We start from the raw sequence: 22,315 nt of genomic DNA, 5'->3' as shown, positions 1-22,315 counted from the left end.
CCGCCGCCCGCCTCGCTCACGAGGCTCAGACGAGGTGGAAGCCGTCGTGATGCAGCTTGAACTGGTCGAGCGTCACGCCCTTCAAGGTCAGCGTATCATGCGCCGCATCGGTGATGACGGTGTCGTGGCCGCCATTGGCGGATTGTGCGGAGGCGACAAGCGCATCCATATTGGCGAACAGCGAGAGGTCGATCTCGACGCTATCCTTGCTCAGATCGAAATCACCGATCGTGGCGCTGCCGAAATGCGGGTTGAAGACGAACGTGTCGTTGCCGTCCTTGCCGAAGATCGTGACGCCGCCGCCGACATTGACGAAATTGTCGTCCTGGTCCGTGCCATTCACCGTCGAAGCGCCGTTGCCAGCGAGCGTGACGGTCAGCGCCTTGGTCGCGGTTCCGCCGTGACCGTCGCTCACTCGGGCCTGATAGGTGACGGTCAGCGTATCGCCGGGATTGAGGAAATCCAGGTTGACGTCGGCGGGATGATACGTCCAGTGCAGGACGTCGGGCTTGCCGTCGGATGTGGTGCTGTCGAAGGTGATGGCATGGGCATCGGCCAGCGCCTGGACGTGGGCATTGGCGGGGAGGCTCGGCAGGCCGTTGTACTTGATGACGCCATCGTCGATCACTGCGGCCGTCAGCGTGTCACCGACATCCTTGTCGAGCACGGTCAAGGTGCCCGACATCTTGCTCGCGAGCTGGACCGGCTGATCGGCGACGTTGCCAGCCGAGATGTTGTCGATCTCGAATGCATTCTGGCTGCTGGCCAGCACGACCTTGTTGAACGGGGACAGGCCGAGGAACTCGACATAGCCGTTCGAGGCCAGCGACCCCTGGCCGCCATTGGCGAGCAGCGGCGCGACGTCGTTGCCCGTGTAGGACGCGACCAGCTTGTTGCCGTTGTAGAAGGAGATGCTGTTGTAGCTGTCGACCGAGCCCCAATACAGCCCAAAACTGTTCTTGACGCTGTCGAAGGTGATGGTCTCCTGCGCGTGACTGCCGATGCTGAGATAGTTGGTCTTGTCGGCACCGTCGGCCATGTAGGGCGCTGCCGACACCGGCGAGGAGCCGTGCACGATGCCCGCATTGCCGCTGGCCGTGAAGGTCGCGTGCAGCGCCTCGCTGTGGAAGCTGCCGTGACCGCGCCCGTTGTCGGAGATGTTGCCGGCCGAGACGTGATCGAAGGTTTCGGTCGGCATGCCCTCGGCATTGGTCTTCGCCGTGCTCGCCAGCACCGTGGCCCGCTCCGACAGGATGACGGTCTGCACCGTCGGGTTGGTCTCGCCGGTGATGACGGGCGCATCCTCTGCGCCATTGACCGTGATGGTGACGGGCACGTCGACGACGACGCCATGGCCGTCGTCGATCGCAACCGTGTAGGTCAGCGTCACTTGCTGGCCAACGCCGAGATAGTCGAACACCTTGTCCCGGGCAGCGAAGGTCCAGGCCTGCGATGCTCCGCCCGTGCCGGTTTCGGTGAGCGTTCCGAGCGACAGCCAGCTCTCGAGCACGGACGCGTCCGCGGGCAACCCGCTATCGTTGCCGGAAGTGGCCACTCCGGTCACCTTCAGGACATGCGCATCGGTGATGTCGGCATCCTCGAAGGTGATCGTGCCGCTCGCCTGATCGAGCAGATCCGAGCCGGACGTATCCGTGCGCTCGGCAATCTCCGCGGACTGCACCTCGCTCGTGACGACCGGAAGATCGTTGGTGCCGTTGATGGTCACGACCACCGCCGACATCGTAGTGTGGCCCTGATGATCGTCGATCGTCACCGTGGAGGTGACCGTCACGGTCTGGCCGGCCCCGAGGAAATCGAGCTTGCCATCGGCGATGGCATACGTCCAGTCGACTTTGCCATTGTTGGCATTGCCGACCTGGCTCAGTTTCAGCGCCTGTTCGAGCGCGGCGATCTGGCCCGGCGTGAGCTGACCCGACAAATCAGTCTGCTGGTCGGCCGCAAGCCAGGTCACGCTCTGCGCCCCGATCGACGCGGTCGGCCGGTCGGTCAGGTCCGCATCGGTGAATTTTACGCTGCCGGTGACGCTGTGCTGATCGGACGCCCCCGTCTGCGCCGCCGCTTCGGTGATCGCACCCGGCCGACCCGCATCCGCGACCACCGGCGCCGTGTCTTCGGCCTTCAGCGTGATCAGCGTTCCGCCCTGCCCGTCATCGCTGCCTGCGAAATGCAAGTCGCTGAAGTTGCCTTCGAGCGTCAGGGCGATGCTGTGCCCTTCGCCGTCGACGACCGTGAGCACGCCGGTTTCCGCATCGTAGGACGCCGTTGTCGCCTCGCCCCATTTGATCGTCTGCAGGTCGATCCTGTCGCCGGTGCCGAGACCGGCGAGCTTGGCGGAGAAGCTGGCGTCGTCGATGACGATCTCGCTGTTGCCCTCGCTGCTGAAATCGATCGTCTGATGAACGTGGCCATCGACCGTCAGCGTGGCGTCGGCGTCGACCTTGATCAGTCCGGAGCCCTCGACATCGCCGGTGATCTCGAACGTACCCGCCGTGATCTCGATCGTGCCAAAATTGAAGATCGTTCCGCCGATGCCGCTCAGCCCGCTCGCGGTGATCGTGCCATAGATGTAGAGCTTGCCGTCACTGCTCACATTGGTATCGGCAAGGCCGAGGGTCGCGCCGGGGTCGACGGTGAAGATGCCGAAATTCTGGACGTCCATATCGGACAGTGTCACGTCGTTGCCGGCGATCTGCAGCGTGCCGACGCTGCGGATTTCCAGCGTGCCGCCGGTCAGCGTCGTATTCCCATCCAGCACCAGAGTCGATTCCACCGGGATCTCACCATCCTCATCGATGATGATCACGCCGTCGGTGTTGTCGATGGTGACATTGTCGAAGGTGGTTGCGGCTGCGGTCTCGACATGCACGATGCCGTGATTGACGAGATCGCCTCCGGTGATCGTGCTGTTCTCGATCAGCAGCAGCGCATCGTCGTCGACCTGGATCGTGCCGGAATTGTCGACGGTGACGCCGACCAGGGTTGCCGTCTCGTCTGCAGCAACCTCGAGCGTCGAGCCGTCGCCGATGGTGATGTCGACGCCGGTCAACGACGCACCGCCCTCGACGGTCAGGACCGCCGTCATCTCCGCGAGCGGACCGATCTCGCCGACCAGCAGCACGCCACCCGCGACTGCGCTGCCGTCGATCGTGCTGTCGCCGTCGACCGAGATCGTCCCCTCGCTGGTGACGGCGCCGCCGGCGATGCTCGCGCCGCTCAGCGACAGCGCGCCACCGAGCGCGATGGTGATCGCGGCGGCGTTCGCATTGGTGATCGTCTCGTTGTCGAAGGCATTGCCGCTGCCCGACACAGCGATGATGCCGGAGTTGTCGAGCGCGCCACCGATCAGCGCGGCGCCGCCGGTCAGTGCGATCGTTCCGCCGGCTTCATTGGTCAGCGTGCCGCCCGTCATCTCGGCATGCGAGAGCGTCAGGGTCGCGGACTCCGCGACGGTGACGATCGCGCCAACGGCATTGTCGATGATCGTTTCATTGCCGAGCGCAAGCTCGCCGCCCGCCTTGACGTCGATCAGACCGACATTCGTGATGGTCTCGTTGCTGAAAGCATTTCCGCTGCCCGACACCTCGATCGTGCCGAAATTGGTCAGCTCCCCATTGCTGAGCTCGGCCCCGTCCTTCATGACGAGCAGCCCGTTCACGGGCGTTGGCGTGTCCCCGCCTTCGTTCAGCGTGCCGAAATTCTGAACGACCGGCGCACCTTGGATCAAGATGGTGCCGCCATCGATGCTGCCGCCATCCAGGGTCAGCGTCGCGCCGAGGTCGACCTGGATCAGACCGGAGCTGTCCTCGCCGACGTTGGTGACGTCGCCTTGCACCGTCAGCGTTCCGCCGGACAACTCGATCGTGCCGGTGTTGAAGATTCCAGCGTACGCCCCGAAGACGCCGCCGCCCGCCAGCAGCACGGTGCCGGCGTTGTGCAGCTCGCTCTGCCCCAGGATCTGCACCGAGCCGCCGACGGTGATCGTCGCAGCCGAGAAGTTGTAGATCAGCGAATCGACCTTGGCCGTCAGCGCGCCGCTGACCGTCAGCGTGCCGTGATTGTCGAGCTCCGGAATGGCTCCGCCGCCGAAATCATTCAGCGTGACCGACTTGGCATAGGCGAGGACGTCCTCGTCGATCGTCACCGGAAAGGCTGGCGTCAGGCCATGCAGCTGATCGGTGATGATGATGACGTCGTCATCGGCGGTCGGGGCCAGGCCGGTGGCCCAGTTCGCGCCGTCGCTCCACAAATGAACCTGCGCGCCGCTGCTGCCGCCGGCTTGCGTCGTCGCGATCCAGACCACGGCGGGGTCGTCGGTCCCGGTGATCGTCACCGTGATCGTCTGGGTCGACGTCGCGCCCTGCGAGTCGGTCAACGTCACCGTGTAGGTCAGCGTCACGGTCTGTCCGGCCGGAATGAAATCCGCGACATAGACCGGCAGGTTGCCAAGGCTCCAACTGATCGTTCCGGCGCCGCTGCCGGTGCTGTCGGACGATATCGACGCGGTCAGCGCCTGCGCGAACAGTGCCAGCGGGGCCGGCGGAATGCTGCCGCCGCCTTCCAGAACGGCGCTGGTCAGTGTGGCCGAGACCGTATGCGTGTCGGTGAGGTCGACATCCTTGAAGGTCAGCGTGCCCGCGGTCGGATCGTCGGAGGTCAGCGGCCCGCCGGGAACGTTCGTTCCGCCCTCGAACGCGATCGTCGGCACGCTCGCCGTGATCTCGGGCTTGTCATTGGTGCCTGTCACGGTGATCGTGACGGGGACCAGGGTGAATTCGTTGGACGGCGCAAAATTGTTGTCGACGCGGACGATGTAGGTCAGCGTCAGCGTTTCACCTGCCGCCAGGAAGTCGAAATACTTGTCGGGAACGCTGTAGGTCAGCGTCGCCGTGCCGGAGTTCTTGTTGTTCGGATTAGGCGTGACCGTGATCTTCACGGCCGTCGCCATCACGTCCTGCAGCTGCAGCGCATTCAACGAACCGGTGACATCGGTCTGTTGCGCGCTCTTGTATGAATAGGCGTTGAAGCTCACCGAGACCGTCGGCCGGTCGATGCCGTTGACGTCGAGGAAGCTGACGCGGCTGAGCACAATGTCGAGATCGCTGCCGTTCCCGGTCTGCCCGGCGCGCTCGATCAATCCGAACGCCGCCGTCAACCGGCCGTCGGCGTCGAAAATCCTGACCTCCGGCGGACCCGGGATGTGCAACGGCTGCTCGCCCGTCTGGCCGGTCCCGGTCGTCGGGCCGGCGTCGTCGACCACGCGGACGACCGGCGTTGCACTGGTGCCGTTGGCCAATGTCACCGGCGTCAGCGCCTGCGGCACGCCGATATCGGTGAAGTGGGTCGTCGACTTCGGGTTGGTGTTGTCGGTGAACTTGAGCGTGAAGACGTCGTTGATCAGCTTCTGGATGTCGGGCGAGAGCGGCACCGCGCTCTGATTGACGATGCCGTTGCTGATCTGGATCTGCTGACCGGCCTGGTTGACGACGGCGATCGGCTGCAACGTCGTCTTGTCGTACAGCACGTAGGAGCCGGTGCGGCCATCGGGCTCGACCAGCACCTGGAACTTGGCATCGGGCAGACCGCCCTGCCCCGGCACCGTGAAGTCGATCTCGACCAGCACGGCCGTGCCGCGAATGCCCATCGTCGCGACGGGCGTGTCGACCTTCATGTCGCCATGCTTGGCGGTCTCGCCGGCCACGAACGAGATCGTGCCGGCCACCAGGCTGATCAGCGAGGAGTTGTTCGACCCGTTGGGGTCGTACACCATCTCGTTCAGCACCATCCGGGCGTTCGAGGACAGGCCGAACACGGTGCCGTCGATGAAGGTGATGCCAACCGTCGAATTCGAGCCGGACTGGACGATGTCACCCTTCTCGACGTTGTCGCCGTTGTGAAGCAGGATCGAGACGCCGTTGCGGATGACGGTCGCCGTGCCCTGCAGCTTGGTGACGTGACCGATCACCTTGCCAGCGCTCGCGGCGCCACCGGCCTGGCTGACCTGCACGGCGCCCGACAGCGCGTTGACGAGGTCGCCGGTCAGATGGGCGCCATCGGGCGAAGCCAGCGGCGCCCGCTTCTCGCCCTTGAAATAGTCCGGCAACACGAGTTCACGACCATCGGACGACAGCACGAGGTCGAGACCGGAACGCTTGAAATCGGCGTTGAAAAGAAAATGCGCGTCCGGAACGACGATCGCGTCCGCCGGCGCATGGGCCGGCGGCGCATCCAGCTTCAAATAAGCCGGCGCGGACGTGCCCAGGCCGTCGGAGAAAAGCGCGGCGTCAGACTTGCCAGCGTAATTCACGGGGCCACCGACTATGGTTAATTATTACATAACAATTTGTGTTCAAAGCGTGCATATCACTGGCGAGTGTCTGGAGGAACCATCTTCAGCTTGTGCTCCTGAGGCGTGGAAACGGCGACGTCCACGGGTTTGCTTTGATATCGTCAAGCTTGCGCCTTCTTCGTGGCGAGCAAATTATGGTATAATCAAGTATTCATCGGCCTCGATAGGGCGGCCCAAAGTCTAGATCTGTATTTCCAAGACCACGATTACAGAGCCCGACCGTAACATCCGCACCCGCATACTCCTGCGGACCCATTTCGAGCGGAGGACGGAGACCGGGCGGACGGAAATCTACAAATTGCATCAATTGAGCGTGTGCTGGGGATGATCGACGGCCACAACCCGAACGCGAATCGCAATGATCCTACGCGACCCTCGCCCGGCTTTCGCTAGGATTTGTCGCATCGGAGCAACACAACGTTCAGCCTGACTGACGCGATTTTATCGCGGGCACCCCCGCCTTAAGCAGCGCCAAAGCCTCGGCGCGCATGCTGGCCCCAACAACACCCGGTTCCGCAGGCGCGTCTTCGCCGGCGAGTTCCGGGGACGGGGCGTCACATGACCAATCTCGCGCTGATCCGCGCATCATTTGCGGCTGCGGCTGCCACGGCGATGCTGTGGATCGGCAGCCCGGCACAGGCGGGTCCTGTCGGGCAGCCGGCGGAACTCGGGGCTTCCATCGGCGATGACGAGCCATTCGGCCTGAACCGGACGGAGCTCGGAGCCGGCCCGCTGCTGCGCAAATGGCTCACGCTGGCGCATAGGCTCGACGACGAGCGCGTGCAGCTCGCATTGTGCGACGGAGATCGCGAGCGCTGCGTCTCGCCCGCCGCACTGCGCCTGCTTGCCATCGTCGATCAGGCGCGCGCCAGAGACGGTCGTGCTCGGCTCGGCGAGATCAACCGGGCGATCAACCTCGCGATCCGGCCAACCAGCGACCTGGTTCAATATGGCGAGCCCGACGTCTGGACGTCCACGCTCGTCACCTTCGGAAGCCTGGCGGGGGACTGCGAGGATTATGCGATCGCGAAGTTCGTGGCGCTCCGGCTGGCCGGCATTCCGCCGCAGGATCTGCGCATCGTCATCCTACGCGACACCGCGCGCAATGAGGATCACGCCCTTGTCGCGGCGCGCCTCGACGGACGATGGCTGTTGCTGGACAACCAGCGGATGGCCATGATCCGGGACAGCGATGCACGGCAGGTGCGGCCGCGCTTCGTGATCGACGAGACCGGCATCTCGATTCTCGAGCCGGCGCCGTTGATGGCCGAGGTCGGCCGCCGATCGCTGGACCCGACGGTGCCGGGCTCCATGTCCGCCAGCAACTGACGATCCCAGCGCTCAGTCCCTGGTGACGTGCACCGTCGGTGTCGCCCCGCCGTTCCACTTCCCATCGATGGCGCGCTCGATCTGGGCCGCCAGCTGCAGCAGCAGGCCGTCATCGGCCTGCTTGCCGATAGCCTGGATGCCGAGCGGCAGGCCATGCTCGTTGGTGGCGAGCGGCAGCGAGATCGCCGGAATGCCGCAGAGATTGGCCAGCGGCGTGAACGCGAAGTTGCGCCACAGATTGCCGAACCAGTCGAGCACGTCGGGATTGTCGCTGATCGTCAGATATTCCGTGGTGCCGATCTTCGGCGTCGGCAGCGCCGTGATCGGGGTCAGGATGATGTCCCATTCCTCGAAGAAGGCGCCGAACGCGCGCGAGGTGGTGTTGAACACCGCCTGCATCGCCGCGCGCTCGGCGAAGCTGGTGCCGCGGCCCGCTTCCCAGATGCGGATGTTGACCGGTTCGATCAGATCGGCCGGCGGCCGGTCGAGCTGCCGCGACGCCAGGAGGTTGTTGATGACGATCGCGAAGTTCGAGATGTAACACGTGGTCTGCGCAGCGAACGCCTTGGGATAGTCGACATCCGGCAGCGCGTAGCCGACGTGATGGCCGAGGCTCTCGAGGAATGTGCCGACGCGCGCGAGCTCGGCCGCAATGTGCGGCGTTGCGCGGTAGTCGCCCCATTGATGCGACAGCGCGATCCGCAGCCTGCCGGGATCCCGCTTGATCAGCTCGACATAAGGCTCCGGCGTGGTCCAGTACGGCATGAACTCGCCCGGCGCGCCGCCGCGGCAATGATCGACGAAGGCCGCCGTGTCGCGCACGCTGCGCGACTGGCAGCCCTGGATCGAGACCAGCCCCGACAGGTCCGACAGATGCGGCGCGATCGAGAACACGCCGCGCGACACTTTCAGGCCGATGTTGCCGTTCACGCCTGCGGGAATCCGGATCGAGCCGCCGCCATCGGTCGCATGCGCGATCGGCACCACGCCGGCGGCGACCATCGCCGCACTGCCGGCCGACGAGCCGCAGGTGGTGTAGTCGGTGTCCCAAGGATTGCGCGTCACGTAGACGGCAGGGTTCTCCGCCGAGCTGCAGACACCGAATTCCGGCGTCGTGGTGCGCCCCATCAGATTGAGGCCGGCCTTGCGCATCTTCGTGGTGAGGTGCGTGTCGGCAGCGGGACGGTTGCCGCGCATGTAGAGCGAGCCCTGCTCTTGCAGGCGGCCGGTCATGGTCGGACCCAGATCCTTCATCAGGAACGGCAGGCCGGCAAACGGACCCGCGGCATTCGCACCGGCCTTGATCGGATCCTCGACCGCGTCGGCGAACACTTCCACGACGCCTGACAGCTTCGGATCAACCTTGGCGATGCCTGCCGCGGCCTGCCGCGCCAGCTCCGCCGCCGTCAGCTCGCCGCTGCGAACGCGCGCCGCCAGCGCCATGCCATCATGCCGGGCCCACTCGTCCCAGCTCATCGCCAAAGTCATCTGTCGTCCGATCCTTCGCGCCGTGATCATCGTGCTTCGCGCATTCGCGCGGCAGCGCAACTGAATCCGACGCAGTTGATTGTCTGATTGTCCGGTGGCGCGAACCTTAGTGGGAGAAGGCTCCAAGTCAATCGATCGCCACGCATGCCGTTATCCCACGCGATCATGCTGCATCGCCTACCGCTCACGGCGAGGACAAGCGCATCACCGCTGCCGGGCGTTCCGAAAAACGAAACCAGCCTCGCGCCGACGCTGGCCGTGCCGTAAACGGTTCCGCTTGTTACATTGTTGCTGATCGACAACGCCCGACGCCGCATGCTATCCGCGGAGCGAACAGAGGACATCGTGCGCGACATTGGTCGATCATATCTCACAAGCCGTCCGCGCCTGCTGCGCCGGATCTCGGCGTTGTGCCTGATGATCGCCTATCTGCTTGCCGGCGCACTGCACGGCGCCTGCGATCTCGATGTCGCGCATGCGTCGGCCGGCAAGCCGGAGATCGCCTCCCTGCTCGACAAGGCCGGGCACTCCGACCAACGCGGCATCGCCGACCATCATTGCCATGGCTGCTTCTCGGTGGCCGTGCCGCAGCTGCAGCTCGCGGCGGTTCCAGCCGAGATCGTCGCAGCAACGGACTGGCCGACCCCCGCCATCAGTGCCGGCATCCTGTCCGAGTCCGATTCCCCGCCGCCAAGACACCTGACCTGACGCCACGTGCCGGACGGCGAACGCCGTCCTTCCTTGCTCGTCCAGACAGGTTCATCTCATGCCATTCCCCGCGATGGCTGCGCGCGCGATCTGCGCCGCGGCCCTGCTCGCGGCGTCCGCGCACGCCGCGGCCGCTCAGACGCTGACCTTGCGCGAGGCGCTGTCCCGCGCGCTCGCCGCCAATCCCAGGCTGTCCGCCGCCGACCGCGACATCGGCATAGCCTCGGGCCAGCGGCTGCAGGCCGGCGCGCTGCTCAATCCGGAGCTCAGTTACGAGCAGGACAATTCCCTTGGCTCCGGCCAATATCGCGGCACGCGCTCGGCCGAGACGACCTTGCAGATCAGCCAGGCGTTCGAATGGTTCGGCAAGCGCGACGCGCGCATCGCCGCCGGGCAGGCCGGCATCCGCGTCGCCGAGATCCAGCGTCAGGCGGTGCGGCTCGAAGTCCTGTCGGAGACGGCGATCGCCTTCGTGACGGTGCTCGCCACGCAGCGCCGCATCCAGATCCTCGACGACCAGGTCGCCGCGCTCGATCGCCTGACGCCCTTGCTGCGGCGGCGGGTCGAGGCCGGTGCGTCGTCGCCGGCGGAGACCGGCCGCGCCGAGGTCGCCTCCGCCCTGGTGCGGGCCGATCGCGAGCGCGTCAAGGCGACGTTGGCGAGCGCGCGCCGTGAGCTTGCCGTGCTCACCGGAGACAGCTCGGCGAAACTCCCTTCCGTCACCGGCCGCTTCGATGCCACGACCCGGCCGCCGTCGTTCCAGACCGTCATCGCGGCCATCGATGCCAACCCGCAGCTCGTGCGCTGGACCGCCGTCTACGCGCAGCGCAATGCCGAGCTGCTGCTGGCGCGGCTGAAACCCTATCCGGACGTGCGCGTCGGCGCGGGCTGGCGGCATTTCAACGACACCCAGGACGATGCGGTCCGGCTCAGCGTCTCCGTGCCGATCCCGGTGTTCGACCAGAACCAGGGCAACATCCTCTCGGCGCAAGAGAGCGTCGCCAAGACCGAGGCCGAGCGCAAGGCCAACCGCAACGCGCTGCTGGTGATCGCCGGCCGCGCCTACGACTCGCTGCAGGGCTCGCTGCAGGAGCTCTCGGTCCTGCGCGAGATCGCAATTCCCAAGGCGCAGGAGGCCGCGGACGAGATCGCGCAAGGCTACAGCGCCGGCCGCTTCTCCCTGCTCGAGGTGCTCGATGCGCAGGCGAGCGTCGCGCAGGCGCGGCTGCGCGAGCAGGAGGCGCTGCAGAACATCCATGTCGCCGTGGCGACGATCGAGGGCCTGGTCGGCCGTCCCTTCACCCTGGCACGGGAGACCGCGCGATGAAGACGCCCACCGTCATTCTCATTGCGATCATTGCGGCCGTCGGCGGCGCCGGAGCGTCGCGCCTCCTGGTGGATGCGATGCCGCACACCGAAGCAGCCGCCGGCCATGCCGAGAAGGACCAAGCCGAGAAGGCGCCGAAGGATCACGTCGAGCAGGACGAGCACGGCGCAGACCGCATTCGCATCAGCGACGTCAAGCTCGCCGCGGCCGGCGTCACGCTGGCCGAAGCCGGCCCGGCAACCTTGTCGGATACGCTGGCGTTCAACGGCGTGCTCCGCGCCAATCAGGAAGCGTTGGTGCAGGTGACGCCGCGCTTTCCCGGCATCGTCCGCGCGATCAGGAAGCGCATTGGTGACACCGTCGCCAAGGACGAATTGCTGGCATCGATCGAGAGCAACCAGAGCCTGACCGCCTACGATCTCAAGGCGCCGATCGGCGGCACCATCATCGACCGCCAGATCTCGCTCGGCGAATACGCCTCCGAGCAGAAGCCCGCCTTCGTGGTCGCCGATCTCTCGACCATCTGGGTGGATCTGTCGATCTACCGCCAGGACCTCCGGCGCGTCCGTCTCGACGACGAGGTGCTGATCGATCCCGACGACGGCCGCGGCGCAATCCGCGGGCACGTCTCCTACATCGCCCCCGTCGGCGCCAGCGAAACCCAGACCGCGATGGCGCGCGTCGTGCTGGCCAATGCCGACGGCCGGCTGCGCCCGGGTCTGTTCGTCACGGCGCGGCTCGTGCTCGCCAAGCGCAACGTCGCTGTCGCAGTGCGCGCCAGCGCGATCCAGACGCTGGAGAACAAGACCGTCGTGTTCGTGCGCGAGGAGGGCGACAAGATCGAGGCGCGTCCCGTCGCGCTCGGCGAGTCCGATCCGACCCATGTCGAGATCCGCGACGGCCTCTCGCCCGGCGAGCACTACGTCGCCGAGAACAGCTTCGTGGTGAAGGCCGAGATGGGCAAGGGGGAGGCCGAGCATGATTGACGCGATCCTGGCTTTCGCCGTGCGCCAGCGCTGGCTGGTGCTGCTGGTCTCGCTCGCCGCAGCGGCGTTCGGCGCATGGAATTTCACCCGGCTGCCGATCGACGCCGTGCCCGACATCACCAACGTCCAGGTGCAGATCAACACCAAGGCGCCCGGCTACTCGCCGCTGGAGACCGAGCAGCGCATCACGTATCCCGTCGAGACCGCGATGGGCGGCCTGCCCCGCCTCGACACCACACGCTCGCTGTCGCGCTACGGGCTGAGCCAGGTCACCGTCGTGTTCCAGGACGGCACCGACATCTACTTTGCGCGCCAGCAGGTCAATGAGCGCATCCAGGAGATCAAGGATCAGCTGCCGCCCGGCATCGAGGTCGCGATGGGACCGCTCTCGACCGGCCTCGGCGAGATCTTCATGTATGCGGTGGAAGCAAAGCCCGGCGCCAAGACCGCCGAAGGCGCCGACTACTCACCGACCGATCTGCGCACCATCCAGGATTGGATCATCCGGCCACAGCTGCGCGGCGTGCCCGGCGTGATCGAGGTCAACACCATCGGCGGCTTCGCGCGCCAGTTTCACGTGCTGCCGGATCCCGGCCGCCTGATGGCCTACAGGATCAGCTTCCGCGACGTCATCGCCGCCCTCGCCTCCAACAACGCCAATGTCGGCGCCGGTTACATCGAGCGCAATGGCGAGCAATATCTGGTGCGCGCGCCCGGCCAGGTCGGCAGCGCCGCCGAGCTCAGGGACATCGTGATCGGCGCCCGCGGCGGCACGCCGGTGCGGATCGGCGACGTCGCGGAGGTCGCCGAGGGACGCGAGTTGCGCACCGGCGCCGCGACGCTGAACGGCGAGGAGACGATCCTCGGCACGGCCATGCTGCTGATCGGCGAGAACAGCCGCGCCGTGGCGCGGCGCGTCGCCACCCGGCTGGACCAGATCGCAAGATCACTCCCCGAGGGCGTGATCACGCGCACGCTCTACGACCGCACCCATCTGGTCGAAGCCACGATCCGCACCGTGGAGAAGAATCTCCTCGAAGGCGCAGCCCTCGTCGTCGTCGTGCTGTTCCTGCTGCTCGGCAACATCCGCGCCGCGCTGGTCACCGCCTGCATCATCCCGCTGTCGATGGCGATGACCATCACCGGCATGGTCGAGAGCAAGGTCAGCGCCAATCTGATGAGCCTGGGGGCGATCGATTTCGGCATCATCGTCGACGGCGCCGTCATCATCGTCGAGAACTGCCTTCGCCTGCTGAGCCAAGCGCAGCACAACAAAGGCGGCCTGCTCACGACATCCGAAAGAATGCAGACGATCATTGCGGGTGCTCGCGAGGTCATCGGCCCGAGCCTGTTCGGCACCTTGATCATCGGCGTGGTCTACCTCCCGGTTCTGACCCTGACCGGCGTCGAAGGCAAGATGTTCACGCCCATGGCGCTGACCGTGCTGATGGCGCTCGGCGCCGCCGTGCTGTTCTCGATCACCTTCGTTCCGGCCGCGGTCGCGATCTTCGTCACCGGCAAGGTGTCCGAGCAGGAGAACCTGGTGATGCGCGGCGCGCGGCGGATCTACGCCCCGCTGCTGCGTGGCGTGATCGCCTATCGGATGACGGTCGCAGCCGGGGCCATCGTCATGGTCGCCGTGAGCGGCGTTGCCGCGACGCGCATGGGCGGCGAGTTCATTCCGAGCCTCGACGAGGGCGACGTCGCGCTGGCCGCGCTGCGCATTCCCGGCACGAGCCTCACGCTTTCAGTCGACCTGCAGAAGGCGCTGGAGACGCGCCTGCGCCGGATCCCCGAGGTCAGGGACGTCTTCACCCGGATCGGCACTGCCGAAGTCGCCACTGATCCGATGGCGCCGTCGCAGGGCGACGGCTACATCATGCTGAAGCCGCGCAGCGAATGGCCAGATCCGGCCAAGGACAAGGCGAAGCTGGTGGCGGAGATCGAAGCGGCCGCCGACGAGATCCCTGGCAGCAATTACGAGATCTCGCAGCCGATCCAGCTGCGTTTCAACGAGCTGATCTCCGGCGTCCGCAGCGATGTCGGCGTCAAGATCTTCGGCGACGATCTCGACATCCTGCAGGGCGCGGCACGCCAGGTGGAAGCTGCGATCCGCGGCATCGCCGGCGCGACCGACGTCAAGACAGAGCAGGTCGCCGGACTGCCGATCCTCACCGTGAAGATCGACCGCCAGGCGCTGTCGCGCTACGGTCTCAGCGTCGCCGACGTGCAGAACGTCGTCGAGATCGCGATCGGCGGCAAGGCGACGGGAAAGCTGTTCGACGGCGACCGCCGCTTCGACATCATCGTCCGTCTGCCCGAGCGCCTGCGCGGCAATCTCGATGCGATTCGCGCCATCCCGATTCCGCTGCCCGCCGGAGAGGACACGACGGCGACGCCGCTGCGCACCGCCTTCAACACCACGAGCCAGCCGCGCTACGTGCCGCTGTCGTCGGTGGCCGCGGTCGCCTCCGCGCCGGGACCGAACCAGGTCAGCCGCGAGAACGGCAAGCGCCGCATCGTCGTGTCAGCCAATGTCCGTGCCCGCGATCTCGGCTCGTTCGTCACCGAGGCGCAGGCCGCGGTCGCGGAGAAGGTCAAGCTGCCGCCGGGCTACTGGATCGGGTGGGGCGGCCAGTTCGAGCAGCTGGTGTCGGCGACAAAGCGCCTCACCATCGTGGTGCCGATCGCGCTCGCATTGGTGTTTCTGCTGCTGTTCATGAGCATGGGGTCGCTCGCCGATGCGGCACTGGTGTTCTCCGGCGTGCCGCTGGCGCTGACCGGCGGTATTGCCGCGCTACTCGCCCGCGGCCTGCCTCTGTCGATCTCGGCCGGGGTCGGCTTCATCGCGCTGTCCGGCGTCGCCGTGCTCAACGGCCTCGTCATCATCGCCTTCATCGAGCGGCTGCGCCGGGAGGGGCGCACGGTGCGCGTCGCGGTGGAGGAAGGCGCGCTGGCGCGGCTGCGGCCGGTGCTGATGACCGCGCTGGTCGCCTCGCTCGGCTTCGTGCCGATGGCGCTCGCCACCGGCGCCGGCGCCGAGGTGCAGCGCCCGCTCGCCACCGTCGTGATCGGAGGCATCATCTCCTCGACCGTTCTGACGCTGCTGGTGCTGCCCGCGCTCTACGTGCTGTTCAGACGGGAGACTCGGGCAGAGTAGCGACGTGGCGAACGTTCCCGCTTGCCACGTCGCCAGACGATGTCCCGGCGTTAGTTGAACACCGGCGTCGCGTTGGCCATCCAGCCATCCAGCCGGCCATTGCGGGCGAACCGCTGGTAGCGCGGCGCGCGGGCTTCGCGCGTCGTGCGCGAGGCTGCGCCGAACATGGTCGAGCCGCCCCTGGGGTTCACGATCGTGTAGCCCGCAATCGAGCGCGGATGCTCGCGGGTGACGTGACCGCCGGAATTGCCGTCGTGGACGAGCCAGACGTTGCCGGCCACCTGCTGCTGCAGGATCATGACATGGCCGGAGCGGACCGCCGCCATGCCCGGTGCGGGCGCCGTGCGCGGGAAGCGGCGCCAGTTCGACGCCAGGTTCAGCTCGGGAATGACGCGGCCGAAAGTGTAGAGCGACGCCTCGCAGCCACAGAACGCGTGCGGGCATCCTGATGGCCGGCCACCGACGACGCGGCCTTCGCCCGGAATCGAGGCCATCGCGTTCATGACGGAGTGGTGGCGGTGCGAGTAATGATGATGATGACGGTGATGATGATGGCGAGGGCGGGCTTCCGCCTGAACTGATAGAGCGAGCAATGCGACGACGACAACAACAACGCGGTACATTCGGAGGACTCCTGTACACTGTGAAATCCCCCTGCCGCGCGCCTTTCAACGTCCAAACGTGTCCTCAAAGTGACCGAATCGCCTGCGAGCCATGCATTTGCGGGATGCGCCTGCCCGCTTCGGCAGTTCCCAATTGACCTATCTGCTTGACTCGCTCCCACTGTGCGACCGCGCAAGTTCAGCTCATCAATCGAAGCTCGCAGGAGGAAAATATGACCGCATTCCGTGGTAGTTGCCTGTGCGGCGAAGTTGCCTTTGCGGTTGACGGACCGTTCGACAAATTCCTCAACTGCCATTGCTCGCGCTGTCGCAAGGCAAGTGGCACGGCCCATTCCTGCGAGGTCATCGTCAGGGCAGCAGCGCTGCGGTGGCTGCACGGCGAAGCCAGCGTCACACGCTTCGACCTGCCGCAGGCGCGCAGCTTTGCCACCGCGTTCTGCTCCCGATGCGGCAGCCCGATGCCGCATCTGACCCGCAGCGGCCGCGAGGCGATCGTGCCCGCGGGCAGCTTCGATCAGCCGCTCGGCACCGCGCCCGATCGCCACGTCCATTGGACATCTCGTGCGGACTGGTACGTCCACGGCGAGCGCCTGCTCATCGAGGACTGAAGCTGCGAAGCTGGCACTGCGTGCCCGACGGGCGACTCGCCCAGGATGGGAAGGCTCGGGCAGGTCTCTGATCCGCGCGAACGACCGTGCGCACGCATTCTGATTTCACGAGCAGCTTCAAGCTGATTTGGGCTGTCCAGTCCTGCGGACGAAAATATTCCGCTTCGCGTTTTCGGAATTTCATGATCTTCTCCCGGCATCCCGCCTCATCGACGAGGGGCGCTGCGCGGTCGTCACGAAGCGTGGAGTGCGGGATGTGGTGGGCGGGCCGGTTTGCAGCGTGAGCAGTCGCGCGGACGAACAACACCGGTCCGTACGGTCAAGTCGCGTGGTCCTGGCCTCCCGAAGCTGAGGTCAAGTCCGTGCCGATGCGCTGCAAGCGCTCGCGTGGATGACGGTGGCCAACAAGCCCGGCGCACCGGGGAGATCGCGAAGCAGCCGTTCAAACCATCGCGCAGGGAGGGCCGGGTCGTTCCGGCTGGACCTGTGGTACCTGCCGCCTGCATTTTTTTCGCAGGCGGGCCACGGGCCTCAGTCGAGGCCCGGCCTTCCCTGCACCCTCGGTTTGGAGGGTGATCAATCACAACACTCGGACGCAAACAGCGGGCGCGAGAATGAATGACCGCGCCGATCTTCTCCGCAGTCGTCCCGGACAAGCCGTGACGCGCAACGCGCGTCGCGGCGCCGATCCGGGACCCATAATCCGCAGCAGTCGCATGAGGCACGCTGGAGCATCCCGTTCGTGCACCCATTCCCGCCGGTGGCTATGGGTCCCGGGTCAAGCCCGGGACGACAGCGAAGAATGCCGCGCTGCCTTCGCCATTGACCGCCGTATCCATTGGCCTATCTCTTCGAAGATCCCAAAGCAACGGAACTGGACACCCGATGACAGCACATCCCCGAAGCTTCGATACCGCCATCGATCCCGTGAAGCTCGACCGCCTCGCCGAGGTGGCGGTGAGGGTCGGGCTGCAATTGCAGCCGGGGCAGGATCTGCTGCTGACGGCGCCATCGGTGGCGCTGCCGCTGGTGCGCAAGGTCGCCGAGCACGCTTACAAGGCGGGGGCTGGGATCGTCACCTCGTTCTTCTCGGACGAGGAGTTGACGCTGGCGCGCTACCGCTTCGGTCATGACGACAGCTTCGATCGCGCCGCCGACTGGCTCTACCAGGGCATGGCCAAGGCGTTCTCGGAGAACACCGCGCGCCTCGCCATCGTCGGCGACAATCCCATGCTGTTGTCCGGCCAGGATCCGGCCAAGGTGGCGCGCGCCAGCAAGGCCAACTCCAAGGCCTATCAGCCCGCGCTGGAGAAGATCACCAATTTCGAGACCAACTGGAACATCATCGCCTACCCGAGTCTGGCCTGGGCCAAGCTGGTCTTCCCCGACGTCCCTGAGGAGGCCGCGGTGGCAAAGCTCGCGGACGCGATCTTCGCCGCGTCGCGGGTCGACCGCGAGGATGCGGTGTCGGCCTGGGAGCGTCACAACGCGGTGCTGCGCGAGCGCACCGAATGGCTCAACGGCCAGCGCTTCAGCGCCCTGCATTACACCGGTCCCGGCATGGATCTCACGATCGGTCTGGCCGACGGCCACGAATGGGAAGGCGGCGCCTCGACCGCCAAGAACGGCATCACCTGCAATGCCAACATCCCGACGGAGGAGGTGTTCACGACGCCGCACTGCCGCCGCGTGTCCGGCCACGTCAGGAGCTCCAAGCCGCTGTCCTACCAGGGCACGCTGATCGACAACATCCAGGTCAGGTTCGAGGAAGGCCGCATCGTCGAGGCCAAGGCGTCGAAGGGCGAGGAGGTACTGAACAAGGTTCTCGATACTGACGAGGGCGCGCGCCGGCTCGGCGAGGTCGCGCTGGTGCCGCACTCCTCGCCGATCTCCAAGAGCGGCCTGCTGTTCTACAACACGCTGTTCGACGAGAACGCCGCCTCGCACATCGCGCTCGGACAGTGCTACTCGAAGTGCTTCATCAACGGCACCTCGCTGTCGCCGCAGCAGATCGCGGCGCAGGGCGGCAACCAGAGCCTGATCCACATCGACTGGATGATCGGCGCGGCCGAGACCGACATCGACGGCGTCCATGCCGATGGCCGCCGGGTGCCGGTGTTCCGCAAGGGCGAATGGGCCTGATCTGATTCGCGCGGTCGGCGGTGCATCGCATGATGAGACCGCCGACTGCACGAGATCGTGCGTAGAATTGTTTGTTGTTGTTCAAAGCCCGTAGATCTACTGCATCCAATGGTTGAATAGCTCGCTCCTACCCGCCTCGATTAGTTCGTCCTTAAGCACGATCCATGACACTCGCCCCTGTTGCTCAATTGATTCACAGGGAACGACAATGAGTGCCTCGCTCGCGGTCTCCGCGCAGGGTCGGATTCGTTTTGGGCTCAAGGGCCAGATTCTTTGCCTCGGTGTCGCCGGCGTGGCGGTCATCGGCTGCCTCTATCTCACCGGACTATCGATCGAACGGCGCAGCCAGCAGGTTGCCGATCGTGTCGGGATGCTGGCTGGCTTGAGCGGCGGCATCTGGGAAGGGCTGTTGCAGGCCCGCGGCACCGCGACGGAGTTCCTGCAGAAGCCGTCCGACGCCAAGGTCGCCGCGCATCAGCAGATCGTCACGTCGATCGGGGCGCGGCTCGACCGTGCCGACGCAATCCTGTCGGCGGCTCCCGGTGACGAGACCGCGCGGCAGGCCGCTTCGTCGCGCGAGGCCATCACCGGCCATGCGGCGCGTTTCGCCAATGTCGTCGCAGCGCAGAAGATCATCGGTTTCGACGAGAACGACGGATTGCAGGGCAAGCTGCGCGGCGCCGTTCGCGCGATCGAGACCCAGTTGACGAAACACGATCAGCCGCGTCTCGCCGTGCTGATGCTGATGATGCGGCGGCATGAGAAGGACTTCATGCTGCGCGGCGATCCGAAATACGGCGACGACCTGCGCAAGCGCGTCGACGAGTTCGGCGCGGCGCTTGCGAAATCCGATCTGCCCGAGGCGGTCAAGTCCGAGATCGTCAAGCTGATGGACGTCTATCGCGCGAGCTTCCTCGCCTATATGGGCGGACAGACCAAGCTGCTGGACGAGGCGGCAGAGCTGACACGGCACTACGAGAGCGTCAGCCCGACGCTGCAGGGAATCCGCTCCGCCGCCGATCAGCGTCTCGGTGTCGTCAAGGCCGAGCTTGCAGGCGTCAAGGACTCGGTGTTCTGGTCGATCTGCATCACGGTGCTGATCACGGCGATTGCGGCTCTGCTGTTCGGACGGTGGCTGGCTTCGCCGCTGCTGCAGATGGCCCGCGCCATGGAGCGGCTGGCGCAGAATGATCTCGATGTCCAGCTGGAGCCGGTGAAGCGCCGCGACGAGGTCGGCCAGATCTCGCGCGCGCTCGGCGTATTCCACGGCAAGCTGCTGGAGAACCGGCAGCTCACGGAAGAGCAGGCCCGCGCGAAGGAAGCCGCCGAGCGCGAGCGCAAGAAGATGTTCGCCGAGATGTGGGAGCTGCTCGAGACCGACCTGGATTGCGCCGTCGCCGAAGTCATGACGATCAGCGGCGATGCGTCGTCGCGCAGCGCGCAGGCCGTCTCGGAGGCGAAGACGATTGCCAGCGAGGCCGGCATGGTGGCCCAGGCGTCGGCTCGCGCCAGCAGCAACGTCACGACGGTGTCGAGCTCGGCGGAGGAGCTGTCGGCAACGGGACGGGAGATCGCCCAGCGCGCCGCCGAGACGGCCGAGCTGGCCAGCCGCGCCGCGCGTGAAGCCCAGCAGGCCGGCTCGACGGTGGCCGCCCTGAGCGACGCAGCCGAGCAAATTTCATCCGTCGTCAGCACGATCGCCGAGGTCGCGGCCCAGACCAATCTGCTGGCGCTCAACGCCACGATCGAGGCGGCGCGCGCCGGCGAGGCGGGTGCCGGCTTTGCCATCGTCGCGCACGAGGTCAAGGCGCTGGCGCGCAAGACCTCCGACGCCGCTGACGACATCGCCCAGCGCATCGATCGCATTTCGACTGCGACCTCGGACTCGACGGCCGTGATCAGCAAGATCAGTGCTGCGATCGGCAGCATCGACGGCGCCAGCGCCGCCATGGCCGCCGCCGCCGAGCAGCAGGAGGCGACGTTGCGCGAGGTCGCGCGCAGTCTCACCGAAGCGTCGGCCGGCGTCGCTCTTGTGGCAGAGAACGTCACCCGCATCTCCGGCCGTTCCACGGAGATCGAACAGCAGACCCAGACCGTGTCCGAACTCGTGAACGGCACCAATGGCCGCGTATCCGAACTGCGCGCCAACCTGATGGTGTCGCTGCGGACCTCCAGCCTCGGCGATCGTCGCTCGTCCGACATGCGGCGGCCGGTCAGCATGCCCGCGCGCCTGCACAGCCGAGGTGGCCATGTCGACGGCGCCCTGCTCGATATCTCCGGCGGCGGTTTGCGTTTTCGGGCTGCGATGGACGTGGTCGGGCTGGCCGAGCAGCAGCGGGTCAGTGTCGAATGCGCAGCGTTCGGCATCGTGGAAGCCGACATCGTGGCGATCGGCAATCGCGACGTTCATCTCAGCTTCGGCGAGCTCGACCAGGCCCAGCGCGAAGCAGTCGATGGATTGCTGGCCAAGATCGATCGCGCCGAACAGGCGCATGTCGATGCCGCGCGGGCAGTCGCGGACGAAATCACCGAGGCGATCGAACGGTCGATCGCCTCGGGCGAGTCCACCGTGGCGCAATGGTTTGATTTCAACTATCAGCGCATTCCGGACACCGATCCCGAGCAGTTCGAGGCGCCGTTCACGGCGCTCTGCGACCGGCTGCTGCCGCCCATCCAGGAGGCTGCGCTGGTTGCGGATCCGAACGTCGTGTTCTGTGTGGCGATCGACCGCAATGCCTACATTCCGACGCACAACCGCAAGGTCTCACTGCCGCAGCGGCGCGGCGAGCGGGCGTGGAACGTGGGCAACTGCCGCAACCGCCGCTTCTACAAGGACCGCGCCGGCATGGCGGCCGCCCGCACCCTTCATGGCCATCTCGCTCAACGTTACGAGCGTGACATGGGCGGCGGCGTCACCATGTTGGTGAAAGAGATCGACGTGCCGATCAGGATCAACGAGCGCCACTGGGGCGGGCTGCGGCTCGCGTTCAAGCTGTAGATGAGCGCGAGCTGGTACGACCGAGAAACCAGCCGCGCAGCCCGCCATGACGCGGGCCGCACGGCGGTCGTGCTAAGGCGACTTGGCCTGGGTGGTCGGCTCGACCGTGATGGTGATCCGCTCCGACATCACCGGCTTGTTGTGCGGAACGTGGCTCCAGTCGCCGAGCACCATCTGCAGGGTGTGACTGCCCGGCGTGAGGTTGACCGAGGCTTCGGTCTGGCCCTTGCCGAAATGAACGTGCTCGGCATCCACCGGAATGGCTTCGTTGAGCGCGTCACCCGTGAGCGCGGGCGCGTCGATCAGGAGATGATGATGACCGGTGTTCGGCGCCTCGGTGCCGGACGGCGCCACGCCCATGCCCGACAGGCCGAAGCGGATCAGGACCGGCGAGGAGACCTTGTCGCCGTCCTTGAGGTTGATGAAGTACGCCTTGGCGTTATCGGGAGCGGGCGTCTCGCCGGCCATGACATGGGTTGTCGTGGCGAGGCTGGCGGCGGACAGGGTGAGAGCGATGGCGAGGCTCAGTCTGCGCATCCTGGGAAATCCTTATCTCTGCGACGGCGGCAAATGTTTAAA

12 protein-coding genes are annotated in these 22,315 nt (G+C 66.1%); 8 read left to right on the top strand and 4 right to left on the bottom strand.

All coding sequences use genetic code 11. From position 1 onward, the window contains the following. Positions 1–25 precede the first annotated feature (25 nt). The gene (locus tag HL666_RS21215) at positions 26–6,325 is read right to left on the bottom strand and encodes an Npun_F0296 family exosortase-dependent surface protein (RefSeq protein WP_172183414.1); all 6,300 of its coding nucleotides are present in this window, start codon (positions 6,323–6,325) and stop codon (positions 26–28) included. A gap of 600 nt (positions 6,326–6,925) precedes the next feature. Between HL666_RS21215 and HL666_RS21210 the strand changes: the two genes are divergently transcribed. Further along, complete coding sequence (locus HL666_RS21210; protein ID WP_172183412.1) at positions 6,926–7,696, top strand: transglutaminase-like cysteine peptidase; 771 nt, start codon at positions 6,926–6,928, stop codon at positions 7,694–7,696. Positions 7,697–7,708: 12 nt separating this feature from the next. Here the strand turns inward: HL666_RS21210 and HL666_RS21205 are convergent, their stop codons facing one another. After that, positions 7,709–9,184 (bottom strand): amidase, encoded by a 1,476-nt coding sequence (locus HL666_RS21205; protein WP_172183410.1) that lies wholly within the window; start codon positions 9,182–9,184, stop codon positions 7,709–7,711. 345 nt (positions 9,185–9,529) lie between these two features. Here HL666_RS21205 and HL666_RS21200 point away from each other — a divergent pair, with 345 nt between their 5' ends. From HL666_RS21200 to HL666_RS21185, 4 genes are read left to right on the top strand one after another with little or no spacing between them, the layout of a single operon-like run. Continuing rightward, a complete protein-coding gene (locus HL666_RS21200; RefSeq protein WP_311976094.1) occupies positions 9,530–9,892 on the top strand; it encodes a hypothetical protein in 363 nt (120 codons plus the stop codon). 58 nt (positions 9,893–9,950) lie between these two features. Further along, positions 9,951–11,219, top strand: coding sequence for a divalent metal ion exporter subunit IhpA (gene ihpA, locus HL666_RS21195; RefSeq protein WP_172111566.1), 1,269 nt, complete (start codon positions 9,951–9,953; stop codon positions 11,217–11,219). Continuing rightward, positions 11,216–12,205: a divalent metal ion exporter adaptor subunit IhpB gene (gene ihpB / locus HL666_RS21190; protein WP_172183408.1), complete on the top strand. Its 990-nt coding sequence runs from the start codon at positions 11,216–11,218 to the stop codon at positions 12,203–12,205. Before ihpA ends, ihpB begins: the two co-directional genes overlap by 4 nt. After that, positions 12,198–15,365: an efflux RND transporter permease subunit gene (locus HL666_RS21185; protein WP_172183406.1), complete on the top strand. Its 3,168-nt coding sequence runs from the start codon at positions 12,198–12,200 to the stop codon at positions 15,363–15,365. Before ihpB ends, HL666_RS21185 begins: the two co-directional genes overlap by 8 nt. Positions 15,366–15,415: 50 nt before the next feature. Here HL666_RS21185 and HL666_RS21180 read toward each other — a convergent pair whose 3' ends face one another. Continuing rightward, positions 15,416–15,988 carry a hypothetical protein gene (locus HL666_RS21180; RefSeq protein ID WP_172111569.1) on the bottom strand — a complete coding sequence of 191 codons (573 nt, stop codon included), beginning with the start codon at positions 15,986–15,988 and terminating at the stop codon, positions 15,416–15,418. A gap of 212 nt (positions 15,989–16,200) precedes the next feature. Between HL666_RS21180 and HL666_RS21175 the strand changes: the two genes are divergently transcribed. From HL666_RS21175 to HL666_RS21165, 3 genes are all read left to right on the top strand, one after another. Beyond that, complete coding sequence (locus HL666_RS21175) at positions 16,201–16,596, top strand: GFA family protein (RefSeq protein WP_172111570.1); 396 nt, start codon at positions 16,201–16,203, stop codon at positions 16,594–16,596. Positions 16,597–17,481: 885 nt separating this feature from the next. Next, positions 17,482–18,738, top strand: a complete 1,257-nt coding sequence (locus HL666_RS21170) for an aminopeptidase (RefSeq protein ID WP_172183404.1) — start codon at positions 17,482–17,484, stop codon at positions 18,736–18,738. 208 nt (positions 18,739–18,946) lie between these two features. Next, positions 18,947–21,736 carry a methyl-accepting chemotaxis protein gene (locus HL666_RS21165; protein WP_172183402.1) on the top strand — a complete coding sequence of 930 codons (2,790 nt, stop codon included), beginning with the start codon at positions 18,947–18,949 and terminating at the stop codon, positions 21,734–21,736. Between the two features lie 72 nt (positions 21,737–21,808). Here HL666_RS21165 and HL666_RS21160 read toward each other — a convergent pair whose 3' ends face one another. Then, positions 21,809–22,273, bottom strand: coding sequence for a DUF4399 domain-containing protein (locus tag HL666_RS21160; protein WP_172131286.1), 465 nt, complete (start codon positions 22,271–22,273; stop codon positions 21,809–21,811). Between the last annotated feature and the right edge of the window lie 42 nt (positions 22,274–22,315).

This window comes from Bradyrhizobium aeschynomenes (assembly GCF_013178945.1).
GTDB classification, from domain to species: domain Bacteria; phylum Pseudomonadota; class Alphaproteobacteria; order Rhizobiales; family Xanthobacteraceae; genus Bradyrhizobium; species Bradyrhizobium aeschynomenes.
Note: the sequence above shows the minus strand (reverse complement) of the source record. Positions and strands in the feature narration are given on the sequence as shown.

Coding starts and splice junctions, on each gene's coding strand:
- ihpB (WP_172183408.1), top strand. CDS start 11,216: ATGAAGACGCCCACCGTCATTCTCATTGCGATCATTGCGGCCGTCGGC.
- HL666_RS21165 (WP_172183402.1), top strand. CDS start 18,947: ATGAGTGCCTCGCTCGCGGTCTCCGCGCAGGGTCGGATTCGTTTTGGG.
- HL666_RS21205 (WP_172183410.1), bottom strand. CDS start 9,184: ATGACTTTGGCGATGAGCTGGGACGAGTGGGCCCGGCATGATGGCATG.
- HL666_RS21175 (WP_172111570.1), top strand. CDS start 16,201: ATGACCGCATTCCGTGGTAGTTGCCTGTGCGGCGAAGTTGCCTTTGCG.
- HL666_RS21170 (WP_172183404.1), top strand. CDS start 17,482: ATGACAGCACATCCCCGAAGCTTCGATACCGCCATCGATCCCGTGAAG.
- HL666_RS21210 (WP_172183412.1), top strand. CDS start 6,926: ATGACCAATCTCGCGCTGATCCGCGCATCATTTGCGGCTGCGGCTGCC.
- HL666_RS21160 (WP_172131286.1), bottom strand. CDS start 22,273: ATGCGCAGACTGAGCCTCGCCATCGCTCTCACCCTGTCCGCCGCCAGC.
- HL666_RS21180 (WP_172111569.1), bottom strand. CDS start 15,988: ATGTACCGCGTTGTTGTTGTCGTCGTCGCATTGCTCGCTCTATCAGTT.
- ihpA (WP_172111566.1), top strand. CDS start 9,951: ATGCCATTCCCCGCGATGGCTGCGCGCGCGATCTGCGCCGCGGCCCTG.
- HL666_RS21185 (WP_172183406.1), top strand. CDS start 12,198: ATGATTGACGCGATCCTGGCTTTCGCCGTGCGCCAGCGCTGGCTGGTG.